The organism is Desulfosporosinus lacus DSM 15449 (genome assembly GCF_900129935.1).
Lineage (GTDB): Bacteria > Bacillota > Desulfitobacteriia > Desulfitobacteriales > Desulfitobacteriaceae > Desulfosporosinus > Desulfosporosinus lacus.
Genome location: NZ_FQXJ01000004.1, coordinates 92,780 through 113,550 on the forward strand (window position 1 = coordinate 92,780; position 20,771 = coordinate 113,550).

The window sequence follows — 20,771 nt, forward strand, 5'->3', positions numbered from 1 at the left end:
CACTTTACTCTATTGATTTTCTTATCGAAGACGTACAAAGCGCACTAAATAACTGTTCTATCTCTCTGAACAAGCCTGCCTTCTACCCAGACCATCACAGGGAATCCTTGCATAGTTTTCTCCAAGAACGGAGTATTGCGCGCTTTTGAAACCAGTTTAGCTGACTCAATCACCTCCGAGAAATCGGGATCAAAGAGCACCATATCTGCCAAAGTTCCAGGCTTTAATGATCCCCCGGGCAGACCAAATCTCTGCGCTGGCGTATCGCTCCAAGCCTCAATCACCCGATCTAAGGACAGGCGTCCTGGTAAGACTAAATACTGCCATACCGCACTTAATGCGGTCTCTAAACTAGCAATTCCAAAGGGTGCTTCAGCAAATGGACGCGCTTTTTCTGCCTGAGTATGTGGGGCATGGTCGGTGGCAATCATGTCTATAGTTCCATCTCTAAGTCCTTCAATAAGGGCTTCACGATCTCCTCTGGAACCCAGTGGAGGATTAACTTTAAGAGCTGTATCAGTGATACCTATCTCTTCATCGCAGAAAATCAGATGGTGAGGATTGACTTCTGCCGTGACATCAACCCCTCGCGCTTTAGCTTTTCGAATTAACTCTACACTCTCCGTCGTCGAAATATGGGCCAGATGAAGTTTCCCGCCAGTTTCCTCAGCTAGAATTAAATCCCTGGCAACGATCACGCTTTCTGCACTGGCTGGAATTCCTCTTAACCCCATCCGCCCGGAAGCAACTCCACGGCGCATCAGACCTTCTCCAGCTAAATCTTTATCCTCGCAATGACTGATAATCGGAAATCCGGTGAGTTTAGCATATTCCAAAGCAAGCCGCATCACTTCCGAGTTCTGAATATTTTTGCCGTCATCGGAAAAGGCAACGGCTCCACCCTCTTTCATATCTGCCATCTCGACCAGTTCGCTGCCCAGCATTCCTTTAGTAACCGTCCCAATCGGCAGTACATGGGCATATCCGGCACGTTCTCCCTGTCTGCATACGAATTCAATCAAAGCCCGATTATCAATCGGCGGTTGGGTGTTAGCCATAGCCATTATCGTCGTAAACCCGCCTCGTACTGCAGCTCGTGATCCGCTTAAAATATCTTCTTTATCTTCTTGCCCAGGTTCACGTAAATGAGTGTGTACATCTATAAGCCCCGGGAAAAGAAATTTGCCTTTCCCGTTTATCGTCTCCAGTGATTCACCCTGTGCTTTTTCTAAAACTTCTTTTTCTGTTAATGAAGATGAAATTTCTAAAACTTGCCCACCTTTGACTAGAACATCCCGGGAAGCAGAAATTTTTTGGCTTGGATCTATAACCCAGACGTCTTTAAGCCACCACATTGCTAGACCCTCCTATCAGTAAATAAATTAGCGCCATACGAATCGCCACGCCGTTCGTGACTTGACGTTCAATTAGAGCATCTACACTGTTTGCTACGTCATCCGAGATTTCTACGCCTCGGTTCATCGGTCCAGGGTGTAATACAATGCTCTGTTTTCCGGTTTTCTTAAGACGCTCTGTCGTCAATCCATAGAGATGGCTGTACTCACGCAGGCTGGGAAATAGCCCGCTTTTCTGCCGTTCAAGTTGGAGACGAAGAGCCATGACAATATCCGCTCCTGGTAAAGCGCTGTCCAGATCATGAGTTATTTTAACTCCGAGACCCTCCATTTCGACAGGAACTAAAGTTGGAGGACCTGCAAAAGTCACATTGACTCCCATTTTTTGAAGGCACCAAGCATTACTGCGAGCTACCCTGGAATGCAATACGTCCCCAACGATGACGACGTTCTTTCCTTCTAATTTCCCCAGATTCTCCTGCATCGTGAAAATATCTAATAGAGCTTGGGTTGGATGGGCATGCTGGCCATCTCCAGCATTGATCACCGCAGGATCGAGGATATCCGCTAAAAATTTGGCAGACCCTGAACTGGGATGGCGCAGAATTACCACATCAGCGCGCATCGCCTGAATAGTCTTAGCGGTATCATATAAGCTTTCACCTTTACTTACACTGCTCTGAGCAACAGCTATACTTGTCGTATCCGCCCCTAATACCTTGGCAGCCATTTCGAAGGAGGTTCGAGTCCGTGTACTTGCTTCATAGAATAGATTAACTACCGATTTTCCTTTTAATGTAGGCAATTTCTTAATTGGGCGCATCAGAATTTCTTTCATCACCTTCGCCGTATGCAGAATATGACGAATTTCCTCCACACTCATATCTTCAATCGCCAGAATGTCTTTACGCTGCCATTTCATCAAGTAAACCTCCCTAATTTTTTCCATCTCTTATTATCTCTAATGAATTTGTGATTATCCCTCGCCTTACATCCATAAAACATAAAAATCCTCGTCCCGTAGAGAGGGAGAGGATTTTAACATAGGCATAACCTATATCCGCTCGCCCCTTGGTCATCTCTCTGGATAACATTTAAAGGGTAACGTTGGTTTATTTTATATTAATATCATCTCGTTCCAGAAGAAGTATGTCTTCCTCCCCATCCACTTCCTTGAGCCGTACAGCTACGACTTCTCGTCGCGAAGTGGGCAGGTTCTTCCCAACATAATCTGCTCGAATAGGCAATTCTCGGTGTCCTCGATCCACAAGCACGGCCAGCTGAATTCGTTCAGGTCTTCCAATATCCATCGTTGCATCCAAAGCCGCACGCGCCGTCCGTCCAGTATAGAGTACATCATCAATCAGAATCACGGCTTTACCTTCAATACTTACCGGAATATCCGTTTCATGAACGACTGGATGGATATCGATAGTACTTAAGTCATCGCGATAAAGGGTAATATCCAGAATTCCCAAAGGTACTTTTACCCCCTCGAATTCTTCAATATACTTTTGAATCCGTTCTGCCAGCGGCACCCCTCTGCGACGAATCCCTACCAAGACAAGTTTATCAGTTCCTTTATTCTTTTCTACAATTTCATGAGCAATGCGAGTTACCGCCCTGCGAATTCCATCCGCATCTAAAATTTTACTTTTAATTGTTCCTTCCAAGGCCACTAACTCCTTTCTCCCTGGGACATCTTCGCTCTGCAGATCTAAAAAAATGTAACAAAAAAACCGTCTGAAAAGCAGACAGTTCTCTCACATTTCCGTCTGCCTTCCCAAGCCTCTCGGGACTTCATTAAAGGCCATAACACTTGTCACTAAGTTTACTTTAGGATTGACCAAAAGTCAATGAGATGATTGGGAGATGCGTAATTTTTCAATGAGAGCTGAAAAACTTTTGGGCACAGGGGCATCGAACTTCATCCATACCCCACTGCGCGGATGAACAAAACCCAGATGTGCGGCATGGAGCATTTGTCCTTTAAGCCCATAAAGATTTCGTTTGGGTCCATATACAGGATCCCCCAGAACAGGATGCTTAATATAGGCCATATGCACACGGATCTGATGAGTTCTGCCGGTCTCTAAGCGAGCTTCCAAATATGAAATCTCACTAAAACGTTCCAAAACAGTATAATGTGTTACAGCTAGTTTGGAATGATGCATTACCACAGCCATACGTTTACGATCTGATGGATCACGTCCAATCGGTGCATCAACCGTCCCAGAGGGTTCAAGCAAGACCCCGTGAACCAGCGCTAAGTATTTTCGCTCCATCGTATGCGCTTTAAGTTGCGCAGCAAGCCCTTGGTGAGCTGTATCGTTCTTGGCAACCACCAAAATCCCCGAAGTATCTTTATCAATACGATGTACGATACCAGGACGTAAAACTCCGTTAATTCCGGAAAGGTTCTCACAATGAAATAACAAGGCATTAACCATCGTTCCTGTCCAGGCACCGGGAGCAGGGTGGACCACCATTCCCTGAGGTTTATTCACAACCAAAACATCCTCATCCTCGTAAAGGATCTCAAGGGGGATATTTTCAGGTTCAGCCGTTGACTCTCTTGGAGCAGGGATCATCACTTCAATCTTATCCCCTGTGCGCACTTTATAATTTGCCTTTTTAGGTAACCCGTTAACCCTAATACACTCTTGTGTAATGAGTCCTTGAACGAAAGACCTGCTCTTCCCTAAAATTTCAGTTACTCCAACGTCCAAACGTATTCCTTCAGGAAGCTCAATAACTTTCTCTTCAACTGAAATGCCTGACCCTGTAGGCAAGGCTTCCTCGCTAAAGGATGCTTGCTCATCAAATTCAAAATCAAGGTCCTCAATTTCAGACTCAATGGTAGATTTTATAAACTCTTTTTCCACTTTTATAACCGCCAATACATTGATTTATAGTTTTTCGATGTACCTTTATCTAAACAGTTCACTTATTGGATACGTCGAACTCTGATTTACTTGGAGTTTTTTTTTCATCCCGATAAATGGCGAGCATCAGTAACCCCACTCCTATGACAATCATACTGTCTGCGAAATTAAATACATAAGGCCAAATCTGAAAATCAAGATAATCTACAACTCGTCCGATGACGAGCCTGTCATACAGGTTCCCCAGTGCTCCCCCTCCGATTATTCCTAACGCCAGTCGTGTAATCCTTTCCTTACGCGGAATACGAAACTGCCCATAAATTATCCCACTAATTACCAGGACTGCAGTAACAATAAAAATCCAGGTTTGGCCGGCCATCAGACCAAACGCCGCGCCTGGATTAAGGACATATGTCAAATGAAAAACTTTAGGGATAACTTTCAGCGTCTCGCCAGGAATAAAGTTTGTCTGAACTAAAAATTTTATATAACGATCAATACCCCATACCCCGATGATTGTAAGCCAAACCAACAACCGTCCAACCTCCCTCTTTCCCCTAATCTTAACACAGGGCTCAAAGTGGGGCAAACTAATCATGAGTGGACATATAAAGACAAAATACATTGCATTGCGTCAATGAGCGCAAGTGGACTGCAATGGAGTTCGTGTCGGATGCGCCAAGGCTACATACCGACTTAAGCCTCTATCTTAAAAGATACCTACTGGCCCAAGATGTACGAACATGATAGTTTCGTCTATTATGTTCCGGTACGATAGTGTCCGGGGGACACTATCGCCGTGGACGCAATCTCTTTAAACTACTTAACGCCTGAAGGAACGCTATCTCCAAAGGAGCTGACCCATAGGAACACTCCTCCTCATAAAGTGTGCTCTCATATGCTTTAATCTTAAGTTCGTCCATGCTCTTTGCTATAATGAATAGTATTTACTCGTCCTTCTTGTTCTCTCTGGGTTTCAATGGTTTCAATATACTCAACTGCCCCAATCGTTTCATCTGAGTCTTCATAAAGATTGTTTGGATCTGAGATATCTCTGTTAGTCCCTAAATCTTGAAGGGAATCCGAGGTTCCATAACGCGCTACTGCCTGCCAAGAATCTTCACCATCAAACTCCACCCGATCCGTACCGTCATTAAAGGTTCTGGAAAAGGGCCGATTCAAGATCTCATTTTCTACTGGATCACGATATAATGAATGTTGCTCTTCCTTCTCTTCTTCGCGGCTGCATTCAGCACATACCGTAGTATATGGCAGTACCTCGAGTCGTTCATATGGAATCTTTTGACCGCAATGTTCACACTTTGCATATTCCCCTTTTTCAAAACGTTCCAAAGCGCCGTCAATTGCTCCGATTCTATGCTTTAACCGATCATGTTCTGCGACATCACGAGACCGCTGATATACTTCTGTTCCAACATCTGCTGGATGATTGTCTACAAGCGACAATTCACCTAAAGAATCTTTCATATCCCCGCTAAATAGTTCTGCCGCAGTTTCCATTATCTCAGCTCTTTCATCACGAAGCGTTTTGATTAGTTTATCGTAATGCATTTGCTTTTTCAATTAAACTCGCCTCCTAATCCTATCTAGGGCTGATTAACATATTTACTAAGTTCTGCAATAAACCCTCCAATAACTGGTAGATTCAAGACCACTATCCTTTTTAACAGAAAATAAGCAAATCCTGCGAGTAGCCCAGCCCCAAGCGCTGTTCCCAATCCTCGAATGAGACCAACCAGGAAATTAAACCAAAGCATGCGTCCTGGACGATTCAAATACCCGATATATTCGGCTAATCTCATTTTTTCCAGAGTCTCTGCCAATAAAACAACCTGATGTCTTAACCCAGCCAACTCCTGCTCATTTACGAGATCTGAGCTTTCTTTGTTTGCTGAAAGTTTCACGGTCAATTTATCTTCTTCATTTGGAACGGCCATGTTATCCACCTCACGTTAAAACATCTATTTTAGTGTTCCCACGTCCTAAAAATTTACACTGATCAACAAATTTTATAAACAGTGTATAAAACACCCACTTTCAGAGTGGGTGTCTAAACAATTAATGTATCGAGACTTACGAAATAAACCCTTAAAGAATAGTATAACTTCGTTACACATATATGTATAACTTTTTTTTAATTTTGATGAAATGCAAAAATAAAAGGCTATAATAGACACTTTTATGAAGTGATTATTATAGCCTTTTTAAAAGGTTATTATTTTATTCTAAGAACTTTCAAACCGCATCTTCAATTCTGATTATAAGAGTTTCTTACTCGTACCAGTTCTATTACCTCACTGCCAAGATAAAAAATATTTAGGAAGTCCCTATTCTAGTTCAAATAAACCTCAAGTTGTTGACCATTTGCCAAGCCAAATGCATTACCCTCATCCGTATCTACATGTAAATCAAGAGCGTACTCGGGATTAACGCGAACCAGTACCTGATCTAACACTCCACCCCGAGGACCCTGTACAATGGCACGGATATGTTGTCCGTCTTTCAACGAATATTTCTTAGCATCTTCTGGAGTCATGTGGAGATGGCGAGCTGCAATAATAACACCTTGATCCATATGGATACGTCCCTTTGGGCCTTCGACATCAATGCCTGGTGATCCTTCAAGCTTACCAGAATCTCGAACCGGAGGTTTTAAACCAACTTTAAAGGTATCCGTTCCCGTAAGCTCTACTTGAGAAGCTTTCCTAGCAGGTCCTAAGACCCTGACTCCCGATATTTTGCCTTTTGGTCCAATGAGAGTAACCGTCTCTTCACAGGCATATTGGCCAGGCTGACTCAGATCTTTCATCTTTGTTAAAGAGTACCCCACTCCAAATAGCGCTTCAATATGCTCCTGAGATAAATGAATGTGACGATTAGAAATACCAACGGGGACTTTGAAAGTTTCCATTGAGTACATCCCTCCCTATCTAATAGTATGCCACCGTGCGAAACAGAAAAAACCTGACTTTCAAGTTCACAATTAACATTTCTGCTATTATACTCTATTTCGAATCATTACGACAAATTATAGTTTATTCATATAATTTAGACGGATATCCATATAAAAGAGTAGGGAAGAATGGAATTATTTATATCTGTTATTCCCCCGTCAACCAAACAATTTCACCATTTTGAACCACAGGAACTATCGGTAACATGTTTGGAGTGGAACAATAAACTAAGTCACGCTCAAATCCTAGAGAAATAAGTTTTCTTCCGTGAACTGAATCGCGAATTTTATCTGCAAGATGATTCTTCGAACTGCGATACAGTATACGCGCGGCTTCACCCAAGTCGTTTAGCAAAACATCCGGCCCTAAGGCATCAACAAACATTCCTGCACAGAGCGTGTCCGGAAGATCAAAACGTTCTTCTGTACCTGCACAAAAAACTACTATCCCCTTAAGTCTATTTTTATTTTCGAATTCTCTTAGCACAGCTAAAATAATGCTCTGCATGTTTATAAAAGAAGCCATCCAGATCATGGGTGCAGCAATAGAATCACGTATAGCTCGAGTACCGTTAGTTGTCGTCATAATGACTCTTCTGCCCCCCACTTTTTCAGGAACATAGTCAAAAGGAGAATTCCCTAAATCAAATCCTTCAATAATCAGTGAATCTCGCTCTCCTCCTAATAATGATCCAGGAAGGGTTAAACGTGTTTCCAAGGCTTCTTCTGCCGTGAGAACCGGAATAATAGCTTGGCAACCATTAGCTAAAGCTGTGACTATTGTGCTTGTCGCCCTCAGTACATCAATCACGATGACTAATCTATCTTCTAAGTACGGAATCCTCGGAGAACCTGTACTCGGTAATACTTCGATTTGCATGCGATCACCCCATTCCTGAAATTAATAAGATAATATTATTATATGTTATGCTCAGCCTTTTTTATATTCAACTTTTTTATCTTAAATCCTGCTAGTTGTTTAAATTGTTGATATTCTAATGTCTTTTAGAACAAGCTTCAGATAGTAATGCTAAATAAAAGAGAAAAGGGGATGACACAAAATACATATTGTATCCTGTTCATCCCTAACAGGGAATCAGGGATAATCCCTGTCTTCCCCACCTTATTTGATTTATGACTCTTTGCGCCACCGCAAGTTAGGCTTCCGTACTGCGCCCACTTCATCTAATCGTGTCACTAGCGTAGTGTATGGTGCATTCTTAACAAGATCCGCATCAGTTTGGGCTTCCTCGGCAATCTTGATAAGGACCTGAGCAAATTCATCCAGCGTTTCGATGCTTTCGGTTTCAGTCGGCTCAATCATCATGGCCTCTTCGACAATGATCGGGAAATAGATGGTTGGTGGGTGATAGCCATAGTCCAATAGACGTTTGGCGATATCTAAGGTATGCACTCCAGTTGTTTTAAGGTTTTTCGGAGTAATAATAAATTCATGCATACAGACGCGATCGAACGGCAAGAAATAATGTTCTTTGAGGATACTCATCAGATAGTTGGCGTTTAACACGGCACTTTCTGAGGCTGCCCTCAACCCTTCCCCGCCCAGGCTTCGAATGTAGGCATAAGCCCTGACAACCACCGAAAAGTTCGCATAAAACGAGCGCACCCGACCAATCGAGAGCGGCATATCTTCTTGCAGGGTGAAAGTTCCGTCCTCACTCCGATCTACCATGGGTTTAGGGAGAAACGGCATCAAAAACTCCTTAACTCCAACCGGTCCGGACCCTGGCCCTCCACCACCGTGAGGCGTGGCAAATGTCTTGTGCAAATTAAGATGGACAACATCAAAACCCATATCTCCGGGGCGGGCAATACCCATTACAGCATTTGTATTCGCTCCATCATAATACAATAGACCGCCTGCATCATGAACCAACTTAGTAATCTCTAGAATATTTTCATCAAAGAGCCCTACTGTATTAGGGTTTGTCAGCATCAGTGCAGCGACTTCGTCACTCAGGACCTTTTTCAAGGCCTCCAAATCAACCCCGCCACGGTCATTGGATGGTATTTGGATAATTTCATATCCAGCCATTGCTGCCGTTGCAGGATTCGTTCCATGGGCCGAATCCGGAACAATCACTTTTTTGCGTTTAGTGTCTTGACGGTGATCGTGATAGGCTTTGATGATCAGAATTCCAGTCATTTCTCCGTGAGCTCCGGCGGCTGGCTGAAGAGTAAAGCCATCCATCCCTGCCAATTCACAGAGGTCCTCTTGAAGTTCCGCCATGAGCTGCAATGCCCCTTGAGTCATCGACTCAGGCTGATAGGGATGAAGAGCTGTGAAACCAGAGAGACGAGCCAACATCTCATTAACCTTCGGATTATACTTCATCGTACACGACCCCAGTGGATAAAACCCGGTGTCTACGCCATGATTAAAAGTAGAAAGATGTGTAAAGTGGCGCACCACATCTACTTCGGAAAGTTCCGGAAGTGACGGCTCCTGGTGACGTAACAAATCCCTTGGAATCAGCGTTTCGATAGAAACTTCTGGAACATCACACATAGGTAAACTGACCGCACTTCGCCCATTGGCACTAAGATCAAAAATAAGCGGTTCTAATACTTTCATTGGATCGCCCCCAATCTGGCCACGAGCCGGTCAATATCAGCTTTAGACTTCGTTTCAGTCACACAGAAAAGGAGATGATGGTCGAGCTCTGGGTAAAAACGAGCCAGATCAAGCCCGCCGATTATCTGATCTTCTAAGAGCGCTGAGTTAATTTTAGCTGGTTCAATCTTGGACTTAATCACAAATTCATGAAAGAACGGGCTTGAGAAAGCCAAACTCATCCCAGGGATTTTGGCAATCTCCTGCGCAGCATAATGAGCATTCTGCAAATTTAGATAGGCCAATTCTTTAACTCCTGTTTTTCCCAGAGCACTCAAATGCATCGTAAAGGCCAGCGCACAAAGTGCTTCATTGGAGCATATGTTTGAGGTAGCTTTCTCTCGCCGTATATGCTGTTCGCGGGCTTGAAGGGTTAAGACATATCCTTTTTTGCCATTTTTATCTGTGGTTGCTCCTACAATTCGACCAGGCATCCTGCGGACGAACTTGTCCCGACAAGACAAAAAACCCAAATATGGGCCTCCATAATTAAGAGCATTACCGAAGGGCTGTCCTTCGCCAACCGCGATATCTGCACCGCATTCTCCCGGAGGCTTTAGTAAGCCTAAAGAAACCGGGTTGACTGACATGACTACTAGAGCCCCTTTGGCATGAGCTAACTGGACAATTTCTTCAGCTCTTTCAATACTGCCAAAAAAATTAGGATTTTGAACAAGCACGCCTGCAATGTCCTCCTGGAGTGCCGCTTCCAATGCCGCTTGATCCAAGACACCATCCTTGAAAGGAATCTCCACAAGCTCTACGCCGCGGGGCGGCAGATAGGTTCTTAGAACTTCACGATATTCAGGGTGCACCGTTTGCAATACCAGCACCTTTTCCCGCCGAGTTGCGTCACAGGTCATCAGAGCTGCTTCCGCTAAGGCCGAAGCACCATCGTACATAGAAGCATTAGTTACATCCATTCCAGTTAATTCACAGACTAAGGTCTGATATTCATAAATCGCCTGAAGGGTCCCTTGACTAATCTCAGGTTGATAAGGTGTATAGGCAGTGTAAAATTCTGAACGCAACAGCAATTGATCAATAAAACTCGGAATGTAGTGTTCATAAGCCCCTGCTCCGAGATAAGACCTATACCCTTCTACGGTTTGATTAAGATTTGCCAGCCCTTTGACATGTTTAACCAATTCCTGCTCCGACATTCCTCCGTTAATAGCCAAAGGACGTTGCAAGCGGACTTCCTTTGGAATATCTGCAAACAGCTCTTCAACAGATTTAACCCCGATACGGGCTAAGAGCCGTTCGTTTTGGCTGTCCGTATTCGGTATAAAGTTCATTCTAATGTTCCTCCTGTGCTAAAAACGCTTCATATTCAGCAGCCGTCATCAAACTGTCGAGAGAGGATAAATCATCCGCTTCGACTTTAATCAGCCAGCCTTCCCCATAGGGTTCAGAGTTGAGTAAATCAGGTGAATCCATGACTTGAGTATTGACTTCCACAACTTTCCCGCTAACTGAGGCCGTAATGTCGGAGACCGCTTTTACAGATTCCACTGTACCATAAGATTTTCCAGCCGTTACTGTTGTTCCTACATCAGGAAGCTCTACAAACACTACATCCCCGAGGCTTTCCTGGGCATGGTCTGTAATCCCAAACGTCACTATATTCCCCTCAACCTTAGCATACTCATGTTCTTTATTATACTTTAACTCTACTGGATTCATTAAAATCATCCTCCTCATATTTTTTAATTATCTTACCCAAGGAAATTATGAGCATCCGCTGACACATCAACTTGAACAAAGTTATCTAATGATTTCAAACTCAATTGGGGTAGAGTCCACTGAAGTCTCGATATTCAGCTTTTAGCTGAACGAGTTCACTTCGCACTTATTTTTTCGGACATTGCACCAGATTCCTTCGCTGAGTGTCCTCCTTGTTTATCACATTTATAAAATAAGGAAGGAATGATCTTAGCTTTAACAGCTTTTCCGCGAATCATTACATCAAGAATTTCCCCTAGAATATCTAAATCTGCTCGGATTAGTCCTAGTGCGATATTTTTGTTTAAGGTTGGGGAAAATGACCCTGAAGTGATAAAGCCAATTTCTTGTCCGTCTTTTTGTAAAGGATAATGAGATCGAGCAATTCCACGATCAATCATTTCAAGTCCTACCAACTTGCGCGGTATTCCTTGTTCTTTCTGAGCTAGAAGTACTTCCTTGCCAATAAAATCTGCTTTATCCAATTTAACAAAAATTCCAAGTCCTGCTTCAAGCGGAGTGATTTCCGCGCCTAGCTCATTCCCGTATAAAGGAAGGCGAGCTTCAAATCGCAATGTGTCGCGGGCTCCCAGTCCAATCGGTTTTACACCGTCATTAGCTCCAATTTCTAATATTTTTCGCCATAATTGTCGTCCATATTCAGGAGCAACATAGATTTCAAATCCATCCTCTCCGGTATAACCGGTTCTGGAGATAAGACAGCTAACCCCGTCAATTTCTCCATGAGCAAAACTATAATATTTTATTTGTGAAAGATTATAGTTCGTAATACGTTGTAAAACAGTTTCTGCCAAAGGACCTTGTAACGCAAGTTGGGCATACTGCTCAGATAGGTTCTCAGCAATCACATTAAATCTTTTGGCTTGTTCTGTAATCCAAGCATAATCCTTATCCGCATTAGAGGCATTAACGACAATAAAAAAGTGTTGTGAATTATATCGATATACCAGCAAATCATCAACTATTCCACCATTTGGATAACACATAGGAGAATAGAGGATTTTCCCATCCTCAAGCTTACTTACATCGTTGGTAATCAGCATTTGGACAAAAGCCAAAGCCTCTTCCCCGCGAACATCAATCTCACCCATATGTGAGACATCAAAAAGACCCGCCTTTGTGCGAACAGTATGATGTTCATCAATGACACCAGCATACTGAACAGGCATTTCCCATCCACCAAAATCAATTAGTTTAGCCTTTGCAACCAAATGTTCTTCATAAAGAGGAGTACGTTTTAATTCATTCATATTGAAACCTCCTTTAATTTTGACTCATAAAGAAGAATAAACTATTGGTTGGAAGAATTCAGCATCTAGTATAGTGTTTCATATAGATAGACATCGCACCCTAGAAAAATACTTCCAAAATTCCCTTGTAATTTTTTGTAAAATAAAAGGACAGAGAAAGTGCGCAATCGCGCACTTTCTCTGTCCTTTAACCTGAGAGATTCGCCGTCTTCGGCTTCCCCTTTGGTGTTCTCTTTTACAAGAAACTCTCCAGAGTCCCGTCTTCTAGCAGTACTTTTGCCTGAGAGTTTCCCTCCTTGAAAGAGCGATTTCAAGGAATTTCTCCTTCGGCGTCTGAAAAATAAATCAGATCTCTCCTGCTAGCGTCATTCGGTATTAGCTTATTTCTTTACTATATAATATGCCCTTTTAGTCAATAAGTCTACTGGAATTTTCTGAAACTACATCACTACAGCGAGGGCAAATCGTCGGATGCTCTTCATTCTTGCCAACTTCTTCATGGAACATCCAACAGCGCTCGCATTTTTCCCCTTTAGCTGGTTGCACAAGAATGCCTAATCCCTTGTGAACTTCTGCTGGTTGTACCCCTTCAGGTCTTTCTTCATTTGGCTGATGCATGACTAGGCTAGAAACAATAAAGATTTCTGCCAAATTAGGGACTTGTTGCAAGGATTCATATTGTTCATCCGTAGGGTAGAGATCAACCTGAGCTGTCAAAGGATGATTAATTAATTTTTCCTGACGTGCTATTTCCAATACTTTAGCTACATCCGTGCGTAAAGCCAGTATCTGATCCCAGCGATTTGCTAATTCCTCGTCCATCCATTCAGCATTTACTTTAGGCATTTCTGCAATTTGGACATTCTCTGCACTCTTTTCTCCAGGAATATACGGCCAGATTTCTTCAGCCATGAACGATAAAACTGGAGCCAAGAGGCGTACCAGTGAATCAAGCACTTCATATAAAACCGTCTGAGCGGAACGACGAAGAAGTGATGTTTTTCCTTCAACATAAAGTCTGTCCTTGACAATATCCAGATAAACGGCACTTAATTCGATGGTACAGAAATTATGAATCGTATGATAAGCCCAATGGAATTCATAAGACTCATACCCAAGAAGAACGCGTTCAACCACTTTGGAAAGCTTAAGTAAAGCCCAACGGTCGATTTCTTGAAGCTCTTGATAACTCACTTTATCCTTGGCAGGATCAAAATCATTGAGGTTACTCAATAAGAAACGCAGGGTATTACGAATTTTACGATAAGCTTCAGACATTTGCTTCATAATACGCGGAGAAGCTGCCACGTCATTTTTGTAATCCACAGAACTGACCCAAAGCCGTAAAATGTCCGCACCCAGTTCTTGAACAACCTTAAGAGGATCAACCCCATTGCCCAGCGATTTTGACATCTTTCGCCCTTGTTCATCAACAACGAAACCGTGGGTTAAAACATTCCGATAAGGAGCCTGACCAAAAGCAGCCACCGAAGTGGACAAAGAAGAATTGAACCAGCCGCGATGCTGATCTGAACCTTCTAAGTATAGATCTGCCGGCCAAGATAATTCAGCCCGTTGCTTCAAGACGCCGGCATGGCTTGTGCCGGAATCAAACCAAACGTCCATGATGTCCGTCTCTTTGCGGAATTTCGTACCTCCACACTCACAAGCTGTCCCTTCTGGCAACAATTCCATGGCAGAATGGGCAAACCAAGCATCAGACCCTTCTTGACGGAAAAAGTCTTGGACTTTGGCGATAGTCTGGTCGTTCACCAAGACTTTTCCACAATCTTCACAGTAGAAGATGGGAATTGGAACCCCCCAAGTCCTTTGCCGAGAAATACACCAGTCTCCGCGTTCCGCTATCATGTTGAAGATCCGATCTCTTCCCCATGCAGGGATCCAACGAACCTTCTCAATCTCATCTAAGGCTGCCTGCCGAAATCCATCAATGGAGGCAAACCATTGTTCAGTTGCGCGGAAGATGATCGGGCTCTTGCAACGCCAACAATGAGGATAACTATGTTCGATTGTCTCCTCAAGGACAAGATCGTTACTGTTCTTGAGATCCTCTACGATCACAGGATTCGCTTTCCCGGTTTTAAGGCCAACATAGGCCCCACCTTCCGCGGTAAATTTCCCTTGATGATCAACAGGACATAAAGCAGGCAAGCCGTATTTCTTTCCAACTAAAAAGTCATCTTCCCCGTGGGCTGGTGCGGTATGAACACAACCTGTACCGGCTTCTAAAGTGACATGTTCCCCGCAAACTACCACGGAGTCCCTGTCCATGAGCGGATTTCTACAAATTACGCCTTCAAGTTCTTTGCCGGAGAGAGTCCTTTCAACCGGAAGTTCCAGCTTCCACAAGGAACGTAAGGACTCCAACATTCCCTCAGCAACCACCCAATGTTCTTGCTGAGCGGTGACCACAGCATAGGTTAACTCCGGGTGGACACTGATCGCCAGGTTTGCTGGCAAGGTCCAAGGAGTTGTGGTCCAAATAACTACGAACGTATTCTCTTCGGCGAGAGCACTCATTCCATCACGCACAGCAAACTTGACATAAATAGCAGTGGCAGGCTTGTCTGCATATTCAATTTCAGCCTCCGCAAGTGCTGTCTCACAGGAAGGGCACCAGTAGACAGGTTTTAGTCCTTTATAGATATAACCTTTTTTGGTCATATCCCCAAAAACCCCAATTTGAGCAGCCTCATACTCCTTTTGCAAAGTCAGGTAAGGGTGATCCCAATCCCCCCTCACTCCAAGCCGCTTAAACTCCTCACGCTGTATCCCAACATATTTTTCCGCATAGTCTTTGCATTTCTGCCGAAATTCCAGCGCAGATACCGCATGACGGTTGACTCCCAATTTCTTAATAACTTGTTGCTCAATAGGAAGGCCATGAGTATCCCATCCCGGCACATAAGGCGCATCAAAGCCCATCATGGTCTTGTATTTAACAATGATATCTTTCAATACTTTATTGATAGCATGCCCCAGATGAATGTCCCCATTAGCATAGGGCGGCCCGTCATGAAGGATAAATTTCGGCCTCCCCTCACGTGCTTTCTGGACTTTTTCATAAAGTTTTTTCTCTTCCCAAGATTTGAGGATTTCAGGTTCCCTTTTGGGGAGATTTCCTCGCATTGGAAAATCAGTTTCAGGTAAATTCAATGTATTACGATAGTCCATTAATAATTTCCTCCTTTGAATAATCTTACAAGCTGAAAGTTCTGGCTTAACATTAGTTATGTTAGTATGCTTCTGCTTGTAAAGGATATTAGAAAACTTGACTAACGCCAAGCGTTAAGGCGATGGCCCTGACTCTAACCAGTATAACTAAAAATCTCGCCCCCTAAAAAGGGACGAGATTACTCGCGGTACCACCCATGTTGCTATATATAGCCACTCGGAAGTCTTTTAACGGAGACAAACCGAATAAAGCTTACTGAGATTTCAGCCATTCACTCCAAGGGGATTTTCTTTGTCACTTCTCCACGGGCTCACACCATACCCCGCTCGCTGATGAGCTTACTTGACAAAGACTGTCCTTTTCAACGTGTCTAAAAATTTAAATTCTCGGAAAACTACAAGTTTAATAAGTAGTATTTATTAATCCTTTAAAATAACTTTACGAAGGATGGTGATAAGTTTGGCTTGTCCTTCCGAGTCAATTGGGTCTACCATCCACAGACAGAGAAAGGATAGTTTCCTGCTTTTCCACTCCTGAACAAAGGGATCCATCTGTTCTTTAGATACGTATAAGTGCTTAGAATCTTGAGAAGGCGTCAAACTGACCACAACACCGCGTTGCTCCATTTCATCCATTGCCCTGAACGCGCGGTCAAGTAAATCATCACTCCCTGTCATCAAGACATCTCCTGAGCGAAAATGATGATCCGCTTCAGCAAACCCAACACTAAAGATCTTGATATCCTGTTCATCGGAATTCAAACTATCTATGGAAGTTAAAAGTTGAACCTCTTGGCCCCCTACTTTACCAACGTAAATCTCATTCTCATCCTGATGCAAACCAAATCCTTGAATGAGAAAGTCCGGAGATATCTCACTAATTAATCTATACATTGATGAAACCCTTCTCCTTCAAAGTCATCTATAGAATATTTTACCACGAAACTAGACAGATTCGCAACATCCTGACTCTAATCCCGTTAAGCGATGCCTTCATTTTTTTCCTGTAAGGTTTCCAAATCTAGATGCGCTAGAAGAAAAGACTTAAGTTGTGTACGTAATAAATCACGTTTTCTAGCAAGCTCTTGGATCTCCTCTTGTATTTCTTCCCACTTTTTCTGCGCTTCAGACACCTTAGTTAACTTTTCATGTTCTGCTTTCCGTAATATAAGTGCCGCCTCTTCACGAGCGGTCTCCTTAACCTCTTCAGCAGTTTGTTGAGCTAACACCAGGGTCTGTTGTAAGGTGTTCTCAATTTGGCGATAATGCCCAATTTCCGTTTCCAACCCTTTTGTCTTTTCTCGCAGCTCGAAATTCTCTGTATACGCTAATTCAAATTCCTGACTGACATTCTCGAGGAATTTCTCCACCTCCTCGCATTGATAGCCCCGAATCCCTTTGCGAAAAGTCTTGTTTCGTATGTCAAGAGGAGTCATCTCCATAATATTTCCCTCCTAGTGCCGTCGTGACCGAAAAATTAGGATTTGCCAAGCTATTCGTTCCTTGCGAGTCTGGGAACTCTCCAAAAGCTTTATGCGCCCATACCCTCGGCAAGAAACTATGTCATCAGTCTGTACTTCTGCTTCCGCTTTAAACACCACAAGGCCAGCTTTTCTCACCTTGCCATGACTTATCCACTCCTGGGCCATACCCCTCGAAACCTTAAAAGCATTAGCGATTACCGCATCCAAGCGTGATGAATTAACCGTTATCCGGCGCTCTTCACCCAATTCAGGAAGCACGTCTGGTTTTCCGTTAATGAGTGAAACTTCAATCTTTTCACGCCCCGCATGTGTCCAATGATTTAATAAATACGGGACTATTTCCCGGGTTCCAGCAACATAAAAACCGCTCTGCCCAGGTCTGATATCTCCAAAGACATCCCGTCTAAATCCTAATCCCATGAGGGATCCCAGTATCTGTCGATGCTCGAGCTGAGCACGAGCATCAGTAGATCGTACCCATAACAGGGCAATGTCTGCATCTTTGAAGTCTAAGGTTTCTCCTTTAGACCCCATTAGAATTCGAACCCGTTCCGCTTCTGAGAACCCGCCCTCCGCTAAAAACTCAAGATGTTCCTTACGTAAAATTGATTCAGCCCACTCCCTCATGGCAAAGCTCAAAAATGGAGTGACTTGTCTAACCTCTTCATTAAGCACACCATTTACTTGATCTAATAAATGCGCTGCTTCCAAACGAGCTTCTTTATCATCCCAATATTTTAGAACACTTCGATCAATTGAATGCTTCATCCTATAAAATTTTCCACACAAGCCACTGCACGATATTCAACGCGATAATTGCAAAGATTGGAGAAAAGTCTAATGGTAATGCGGAATTTCCGAATTGAAACCGTCGAAACGGCTTAAGGATTGGGTCAGTTACGTCATAGAGAGCACTAACTAATTTATTACTGGTCGGCGATAATTTAGGCCCGAACCAAGATAGAATAACTCTCACAAAAATTGCGTATATCAGGATTGTAATTACTTTATCAATAATTTGAACAACGAATAGAATGTTAATCCCTCCCTATTTTTGAACTGGGCCAAAACAAGCCTTTATCTTTTAGTTCGTCTCGCATTTCTCCTGAAATATCGACGTTATTTGGAACAAAAAGGAAGATGCCGTTCCCGACTTTTTGCATGTTGCCATTTAACGCATAAGTTGTTCCACTAATAAAATCGACAATGCGTTTGGCTAACATTTTTTCAGCGTTTTCAAGGTTGACAATAACCGGTCGCCGGGTTTTTAACTGATCCGCAATGTTTTGGGCTTCTTCAAAAGAATTCGGTTCCATGACTACAACTCTCATTTGCTTTTGAGTATGAATGCTTACGACTTGGGCATTCTTACGGCTGGTACGAACCTCTTCTTGAGAATTTTTCTCACGTTCATTCTCTTCAAAGATATCCTCTTCAGGTTCATCGTCTGCGAACCCCATAATTCCAATGACTTTATCAATTAACTTTGCCATATCTTTCCTCCCCTTTCAGGTCTCTATTCACGTTCGCCGAAAATCTGACGACCTACACGAACAAGGGTTGCCCCTTCTTCAATAGCCAGTTCGAAGTCTTGACTCATCCCCATGGAAAGCTCCTGCAAATCAACTCCAGGCCATTTCTGAGATTGCAGAGTATCACGCAACTCCCGAAGTTGTCGGAAATACCCTTGAGTCTCCGTTAAGCTAGCACCCAAAGCGCCAATGGTCATCAACCCTTGAACTTTAACATAGGGACACTCCCCAACTGAGTTTAAAAAGTCTGGAACTTCCTCTGGCATAAGTCCCGCCTTGGCGGGATCCCGGGCGACATTTACTTGAACTAATGCCGTCCAGATAATACCACGCCGTTCACCTTGGTTATTTAGTGTTTCCAACAATGGAAACCTATCCAGCGAATGAATCATAGCAACATTTTGATCTAAATACTTCACTTTATTGGTTTGAAGCCTTCCTACCAGATGCCAATCACAATCACTTGGAAGACTAGGCGCTTTCTCCAACCATTCTTGAACACGATTTTCTGCAAAGGCTCTTTGCCCCGCTTGATATGCCTCCTCTAAACCTGAAACGGGTTGGGTCTTAGAAACAGCCAATAATCGGATAGTACTCGGATCTCTATTACTTCGTTCTACCGCTTGGTTTATACGCTGACGAACCTCCATCAAGCGCTGTTCAATACCCGCTTTTGCCAACATCAGAATATCTCCTTCGCAATGAATTCTACGCCGTTTCGCATGTTTCCTGCTTAATAAAGCCTCGTCTAGATATTTTTTACGTTGGCTACTAATCCTTCTAAGCCATCCCGCGGTGTTATTACAACAGGAATGCCGTTTGGCAGATCCATGATACAGGCCATTTTGTCATCTTCATCAAGCACTTTCACCTTTTTAAACTGTACAACCCCCTCACTCCAGAGAAAGACTCCCAGTTCCTCTCCCTGTGTCCACAGTGCAGATTTCGGAATAAGAACTCCGTTGGTCGGTGGACGATAGATCCAGGACACTTCCTGGCGTCTTTGGGCCGCAGTGCCGTCAATATAGTGGGGAAACTGAACAATTACTCCCTTGGGTTGATCTGATTTACGCAAAACTTTCGCACTTATCGTTTGATTTCCGGCAGTAACACGCATTGTCTTACCAACAGTAAGTTCATCGATATTTGGCGTCTCGAGAAAGGCCATAGTCGGAATGAGGTTATTCACGATCTTGCCCAAAACTTCCCCTTTTTGAACCGTAGCTTCGCTAGTTTTCAGGCTGGACGTTTGAGTTAATAATTTATTAAGGTCCATAGAAATTAGATTTTCACTCGTTAAAACGGATTCCAAGCCGTCGCTTTGGCGAAAAAACAGTCCTCCCATAGCCGCCGTAATCGTTTGATTCTGGGCGTTCTCCATAGTCCCGGGAGCCGCCCCCTCAGGTTGAACTACAGCCACTGTCTCTCCACGTCTAAGACGTTGACCATCTTCTCCTATATACTGAACCTTGCCCGAAAGCGGGGTAAGTACTGTCAGCTCTTGATTAGCAAAGGTTGCGGCCACTGAACGTTCATGCCTAATGGTTCCAGTTTCAGCCACGGCAAACTTTATCCTCCCTGCAATAAGAGTTGAGCGATAACACCATACAATCCCTCCGGCTAAAACGATAAACAATATACCCCAAAACCAATAATTCGTTTTCCTTCTCTTCCCCTCCATTTTAACCTCCTGTTAGTTCGAGATTAGAAAACTC

The 20,771-nt window shown here is 43.4% G+C and carries 21 protein-coding genes, 2 riboswitches and 1 other annotated feature; all 21 genes read right to left on the reverse strand.

From position 1 onward, the window contains the following. Window positions 1-44 precede the first annotated feature (44 nt). On the reverse strand, window positions 45-1,355 hold the full coding sequence (locus BUB11_RS04810; protein ID WP_073028306.1) for a dihydroorotase: 1,311 nt from the start codon (window positions 1,353-1,355) through the stop codon (window positions 45-47). Continuing rightward, complete coding sequence (locus BUB11_RS04815) at window positions 1,342-2,277, reverse strand: aspartate carbamoyltransferase catalytic subunit (RefSeq protein WP_073028307.1); 936 nt, start codon at window positions 2,275-2,277, stop codon at window positions 1,342-1,344. Before BUB11_RS04815 ends, BUB11_RS04810 begins: the two co-directional genes overlap by 14 nt. Before the next feature lie 190 nt (window positions 2,278-2,467). Continuing rightward, window positions 2,468-3,028, reverse strand: coding sequence for a bifunctional pyr operon transcriptional regulator/uracil phosphoribosyltransferase PyrR (pyrR, locus tag BUB11_RS04820; RefSeq protein ID WP_073028856.1), 561 nt, complete (start codon window positions 3,026-3,028; stop codon window positions 2,468-2,470). Between the two features lie 180 nt (window positions 3,029-3,208). Next, window positions 3,209-4,246, reverse strand: a complete 1,038-nt coding sequence (locus BUB11_RS04825) for an RluA family pseudouridine synthase (RefSeq protein WP_200797877.1) — start codon at window positions 4,244-4,246, stop codon at window positions 3,209-3,211. Between the two features lie 52 nt (window positions 4,247-4,298). Next, window positions 4,299-4,775, reverse strand: coding sequence for a signal peptidase II (gene lspA / locus BUB11_RS04830; protein ID WP_073028309.1), 477 nt, complete (start codon window positions 4,773-4,775; stop codon window positions 4,299-4,301). Between the two features lie 374 nt (window positions 4,776-5,149). Continuing rightward, the gene (locus tag BUB11_RS04835; RefSeq protein ID WP_073028857.1) at window positions 5,150-5,812 is read right to left on the reverse strand and encodes a TraR/DksA C4-type zinc finger protein; all 663 of its coding nucleotides are present in this window, start codon (window positions 5,810-5,812) and stop codon (window positions 5,150-5,152) included. A gap of 35 nt (window positions 5,813-5,847) precedes the next feature. After that, window positions 5,848-6,198: a DUF5665 domain-containing protein gene (locus BUB11_RS04840; RefSeq protein ID WP_084110159.1), complete on the reverse strand. Its 351-nt coding sequence runs from the start codon at window positions 6,196-6,198 to the stop codon at window positions 5,848-5,850. Window positions 6,199-6,593: 395 nt separating this feature from the next. After that, complete coding sequence (pduL, locus tag BUB11_RS04845; protein WP_073028310.1) at window positions 6,594-7,172, reverse strand: phosphate propanoyltransferase; 579 nt, start codon at window positions 7,170-7,172, stop codon at window positions 6,594-6,596. A 190-nt stretch (window positions 7,173-7,362) separates the two neighbouring features. Next, window positions 7,363-8,094 (reverse strand): 2-phosphosulfolactate phosphatase, encoded by a 732-nt coding sequence (locus tag BUB11_RS04850; RefSeq protein WP_073028311.1) that lies wholly within the window; start codon window positions 8,092-8,094, stop codon window positions 7,363-7,365. Between the two features lie 252 nt (window positions 8,095-8,346). Next, entirely contained in the window at window positions 8,347-9,810 is a 1,464-nt protein-coding gene (gcvPB, locus tag BUB11_RS04855) for an aminomethyl-transferring glycine dehydrogenase subunit GcvPB (RefSeq protein WP_073028312.1), read from the reverse strand. Next, window positions 9,807-11,147: an aminomethyl-transferring glycine dehydrogenase subunit GcvPA gene (gcvPA, locus tag BUB11_RS04860; protein WP_073028313.1), complete on the reverse strand. Its 1,341-nt coding sequence runs from the start codon at window positions 11,145-11,147 to the stop codon at window positions 9,807-9,809. The genes gcvPB and gcvPA overlap by 4 nt, the downstream gene beginning before the upstream one ends. 1 nt (window position 11,148) lies before the next feature. Continuing rightward, a complete protein-coding gene (gcvH, locus tag BUB11_RS04865) occupies window positions 11,149-11,535 on the reverse strand; it encodes a glycine cleavage system protein GcvH (protein ID WP_073028314.1) in 387 nt (128 codons plus the stop codon). 155 nt (window positions 11,536-11,690) lie between these two features. Beyond that, window positions 11,691-12,845: a glycine cleavage system aminomethyltransferase GcvT gene (gene gcvT / locus BUB11_RS04870; RefSeq protein WP_073028315.1), complete on the reverse strand. Its 1,155-nt coding sequence runs from the start codon at window positions 12,843-12,845 to the stop codon at window positions 11,691-11,693. 178 nt (window positions 12,846-13,023) lie between these two features. Further along, a riboswitch (glycine riboswitch) is annotated at window positions 13,024-13,100 on the reverse strand. A gap of 3 nt (window positions 13,101-13,103) precedes the next feature. After that, window positions 13,104-13,214: riboswitch (glycine riboswitch) on the reverse strand. Window positions 13,215-13,253: 39 nt separating this feature from the next. Next, window positions 13,254-16,040: an isoleucine--tRNA ligase gene (gene ileS, locus BUB11_RS04875; protein ID WP_073028316.1), complete on the reverse strand. Its 2,787-nt coding sequence runs from the start codon at window positions 16,038-16,040 to the stop codon at window positions 13,254-13,256. A 166-nt stretch (window positions 16,041-16,206) separates the two neighbouring features. Further along, window positions 16,207-16,415, reverse strand: a binding site (T-box leader). 45 nt (window positions 16,416-16,460) lie between these two features. Then, a complete protein-coding gene (locus tag BUB11_RS04880; protein ID WP_073028317.1) occupies window positions 16,461-16,934 on the reverse strand; it encodes a hypothetical protein in 474 nt (157 codons plus the stop codon). A gap of 86 nt (window positions 16,935-17,020) precedes the next feature. Beyond that, window positions 17,021-17,482, reverse strand: a complete 462-nt coding sequence (locus tag BUB11_RS04885; protein ID WP_073028318.1) for a DivIVA domain-containing protein — start codon at window positions 17,480-17,482, stop codon at window positions 17,021-17,023. Between the two features lie 12 nt (window positions 17,483-17,494). Then, entirely contained in the window at window positions 17,495-18,292 is a 798-nt protein-coding gene (locus tag BUB11_RS04890; RefSeq protein WP_073028319.1) for a YlmH family RNA-binding protein, read from the reverse strand. 1 nt (window position 18,293) lies between these two features. Continuing rightward, a complete protein-coding gene (locus BUB11_RS04895; RefSeq protein ID WP_073028320.1) occupies window positions 18,294-18,566 on the reverse strand; it encodes a YggT family protein in 273 nt (90 codons plus the stop codon). After that, on the reverse strand, window positions 18,562-19,017 hold the full coding sequence (locus BUB11_RS04900) for a cell division protein SepF (RefSeq protein ID WP_073028321.1): 456 nt from the start codon (window positions 19,015-19,017) through the stop codon (window positions 18,562-18,564). The genes BUB11_RS04895 and BUB11_RS04900 overlap by 5 nt, the downstream gene beginning before the upstream one ends. A gap of 23 nt (window positions 19,018-19,040) precedes the next feature. Continuing rightward, a complete protein-coding gene (locus BUB11_RS04905; protein ID WP_073028322.1) occupies window positions 19,041-19,739 on the reverse strand; it encodes a YggS family pyridoxal phosphate-dependent enzyme in 699 nt (232 codons plus the stop codon). Window positions 19,740-19,804: 65 nt separating this feature from the next. Next, window positions 19,805-20,737: a biotin/lipoyl attachment domain-containing protein gene (locus tag BUB11_RS04910; RefSeq protein ID WP_073028323.1), complete on the reverse strand. Its 933-nt coding sequence runs from the start codon at window positions 20,735-20,737 to the stop codon at window positions 19,805-19,807. Between the last annotated feature and the right edge of the window lie 34 nt (window positions 20,738-20,771).

What these genes read in the sequence shown, in the direction of transcription:
- BUB11_RS04810 (WP_073028306.1), bottom strand. Translation starts at nt 1,355, where the DNA reads ATGTGGTGGCTTAAAGACGTCTGGGTTATAGATCCAAGCCAAAAAATT.
- BUB11_RS04815 (WP_073028307.1), bottom strand. Translation starts at nt 2,277, where the DNA reads ATGAAATGGCAGCGTAAAGACATTCTGGCGATTGAAGATATGAGTGTG.
- BUB11_RS04835 (WP_073028857.1), bottom strand. Translation starts at nt 5,812, where the DNA reads ATGCATTACGATAAACTAATCAAAACGCTTCGTGATGAAAGAGCTGAG.
- BUB11_RS04840 (WP_084110159.1), bottom strand. Translation starts at nt 6,198, where the DNA reads ATGGCCGTTCCAAATGAAGAAGATAAATTGACCGTGAAACTTTCAGCA.
- pduL (WP_073028310.1), bottom strand. Translation starts at nt 7,172, where the DNA reads ATGGAAACTTTCAAAGTCCCCGTTGGTATTTCTAATCGTCACATTCAT.
- BUB11_RS04850 (WP_073028311.1), bottom strand. Translation starts at nt 8,094, where the DNA reads ATGCAAATCGAAGTATTACCGAGTACAGGTTCTCCGAGGATTCCGTAC.
- gcvPB (WP_073028312.1), bottom strand. Translation starts at nt 9,810, where the DNA reads ATGAAAGTATTAGAACCGCTTATTTTTGATCTTAGTGCCAATGGGCGA.
- gcvPA (WP_073028313.1), bottom strand. Translation starts at nt 11,147, where the DNA reads ATGAACTTTATACCGAATACGGACAGCCAAAACGAACGGCTCTTAGCC.
- gcvH (WP_073028314.1), bottom strand. Translation starts at nt 11,535, where the DNA reads ATGAATCCAGTAGAGTTAAAGTATAATAAAGAACATGAGTATGCTAAG.
- gcvT (WP_073028315.1), bottom strand. Translation starts at nt 12,845, where the DNA reads ATGAATGAATTAAAACGTACTCCTCTTTATGAAGAACATTTGGTTGCA.
- ileS (WP_073028316.1), bottom strand. Translation starts at nt 16,040, where the DNA reads ATGGACTATCGTAATACATTGAATTTACCTGAAACTGATTTTCCAATG.
- BUB11_RS04880 (WP_073028317.1), bottom strand. Translation starts at nt 16,934, where the DNA reads ATGTATAGATTAATTAGTGAGATATCTCCGGACTTTCTCATTCAAGGA.
- BUB11_RS04885 (WP_073028318.1), bottom strand. Translation starts at nt 17,482, where the DNA reads ATGGAGATGACTCCTCTTGACATACGAAACAAGACTTTTCGCAAAGGG.
- BUB11_RS04890 (WP_073028319.1), bottom strand. Translation starts at nt 18,292, where the DNA reads ATGAAGCATTCAATTGATCGAAGTGTTCTAAAATATTGGGATGATAAA.
- BUB11_RS04900 (WP_073028321.1), bottom strand. Translation starts at nt 19,017, where the DNA reads ATGGCAAAGTTAATTGATAAAGTCATTGGAATTATGGGGTTCGCAGAC.
- BUB11_RS04905 (WP_073028322.1), bottom strand. Translation starts at nt 19,739, where the DNA reads ATGTTGGCAAAAGCGGGTATTGAACAGCGCTTGATGGAGGTTCGTCAG.
- BUB11_RS04910 (WP_073028323.1), bottom strand. Translation starts at nt 20,737, where the DNA reads ATGGAGGGGAAGAGAAGGAAAACGAATTATTGGTTTTGGGGTATATTG.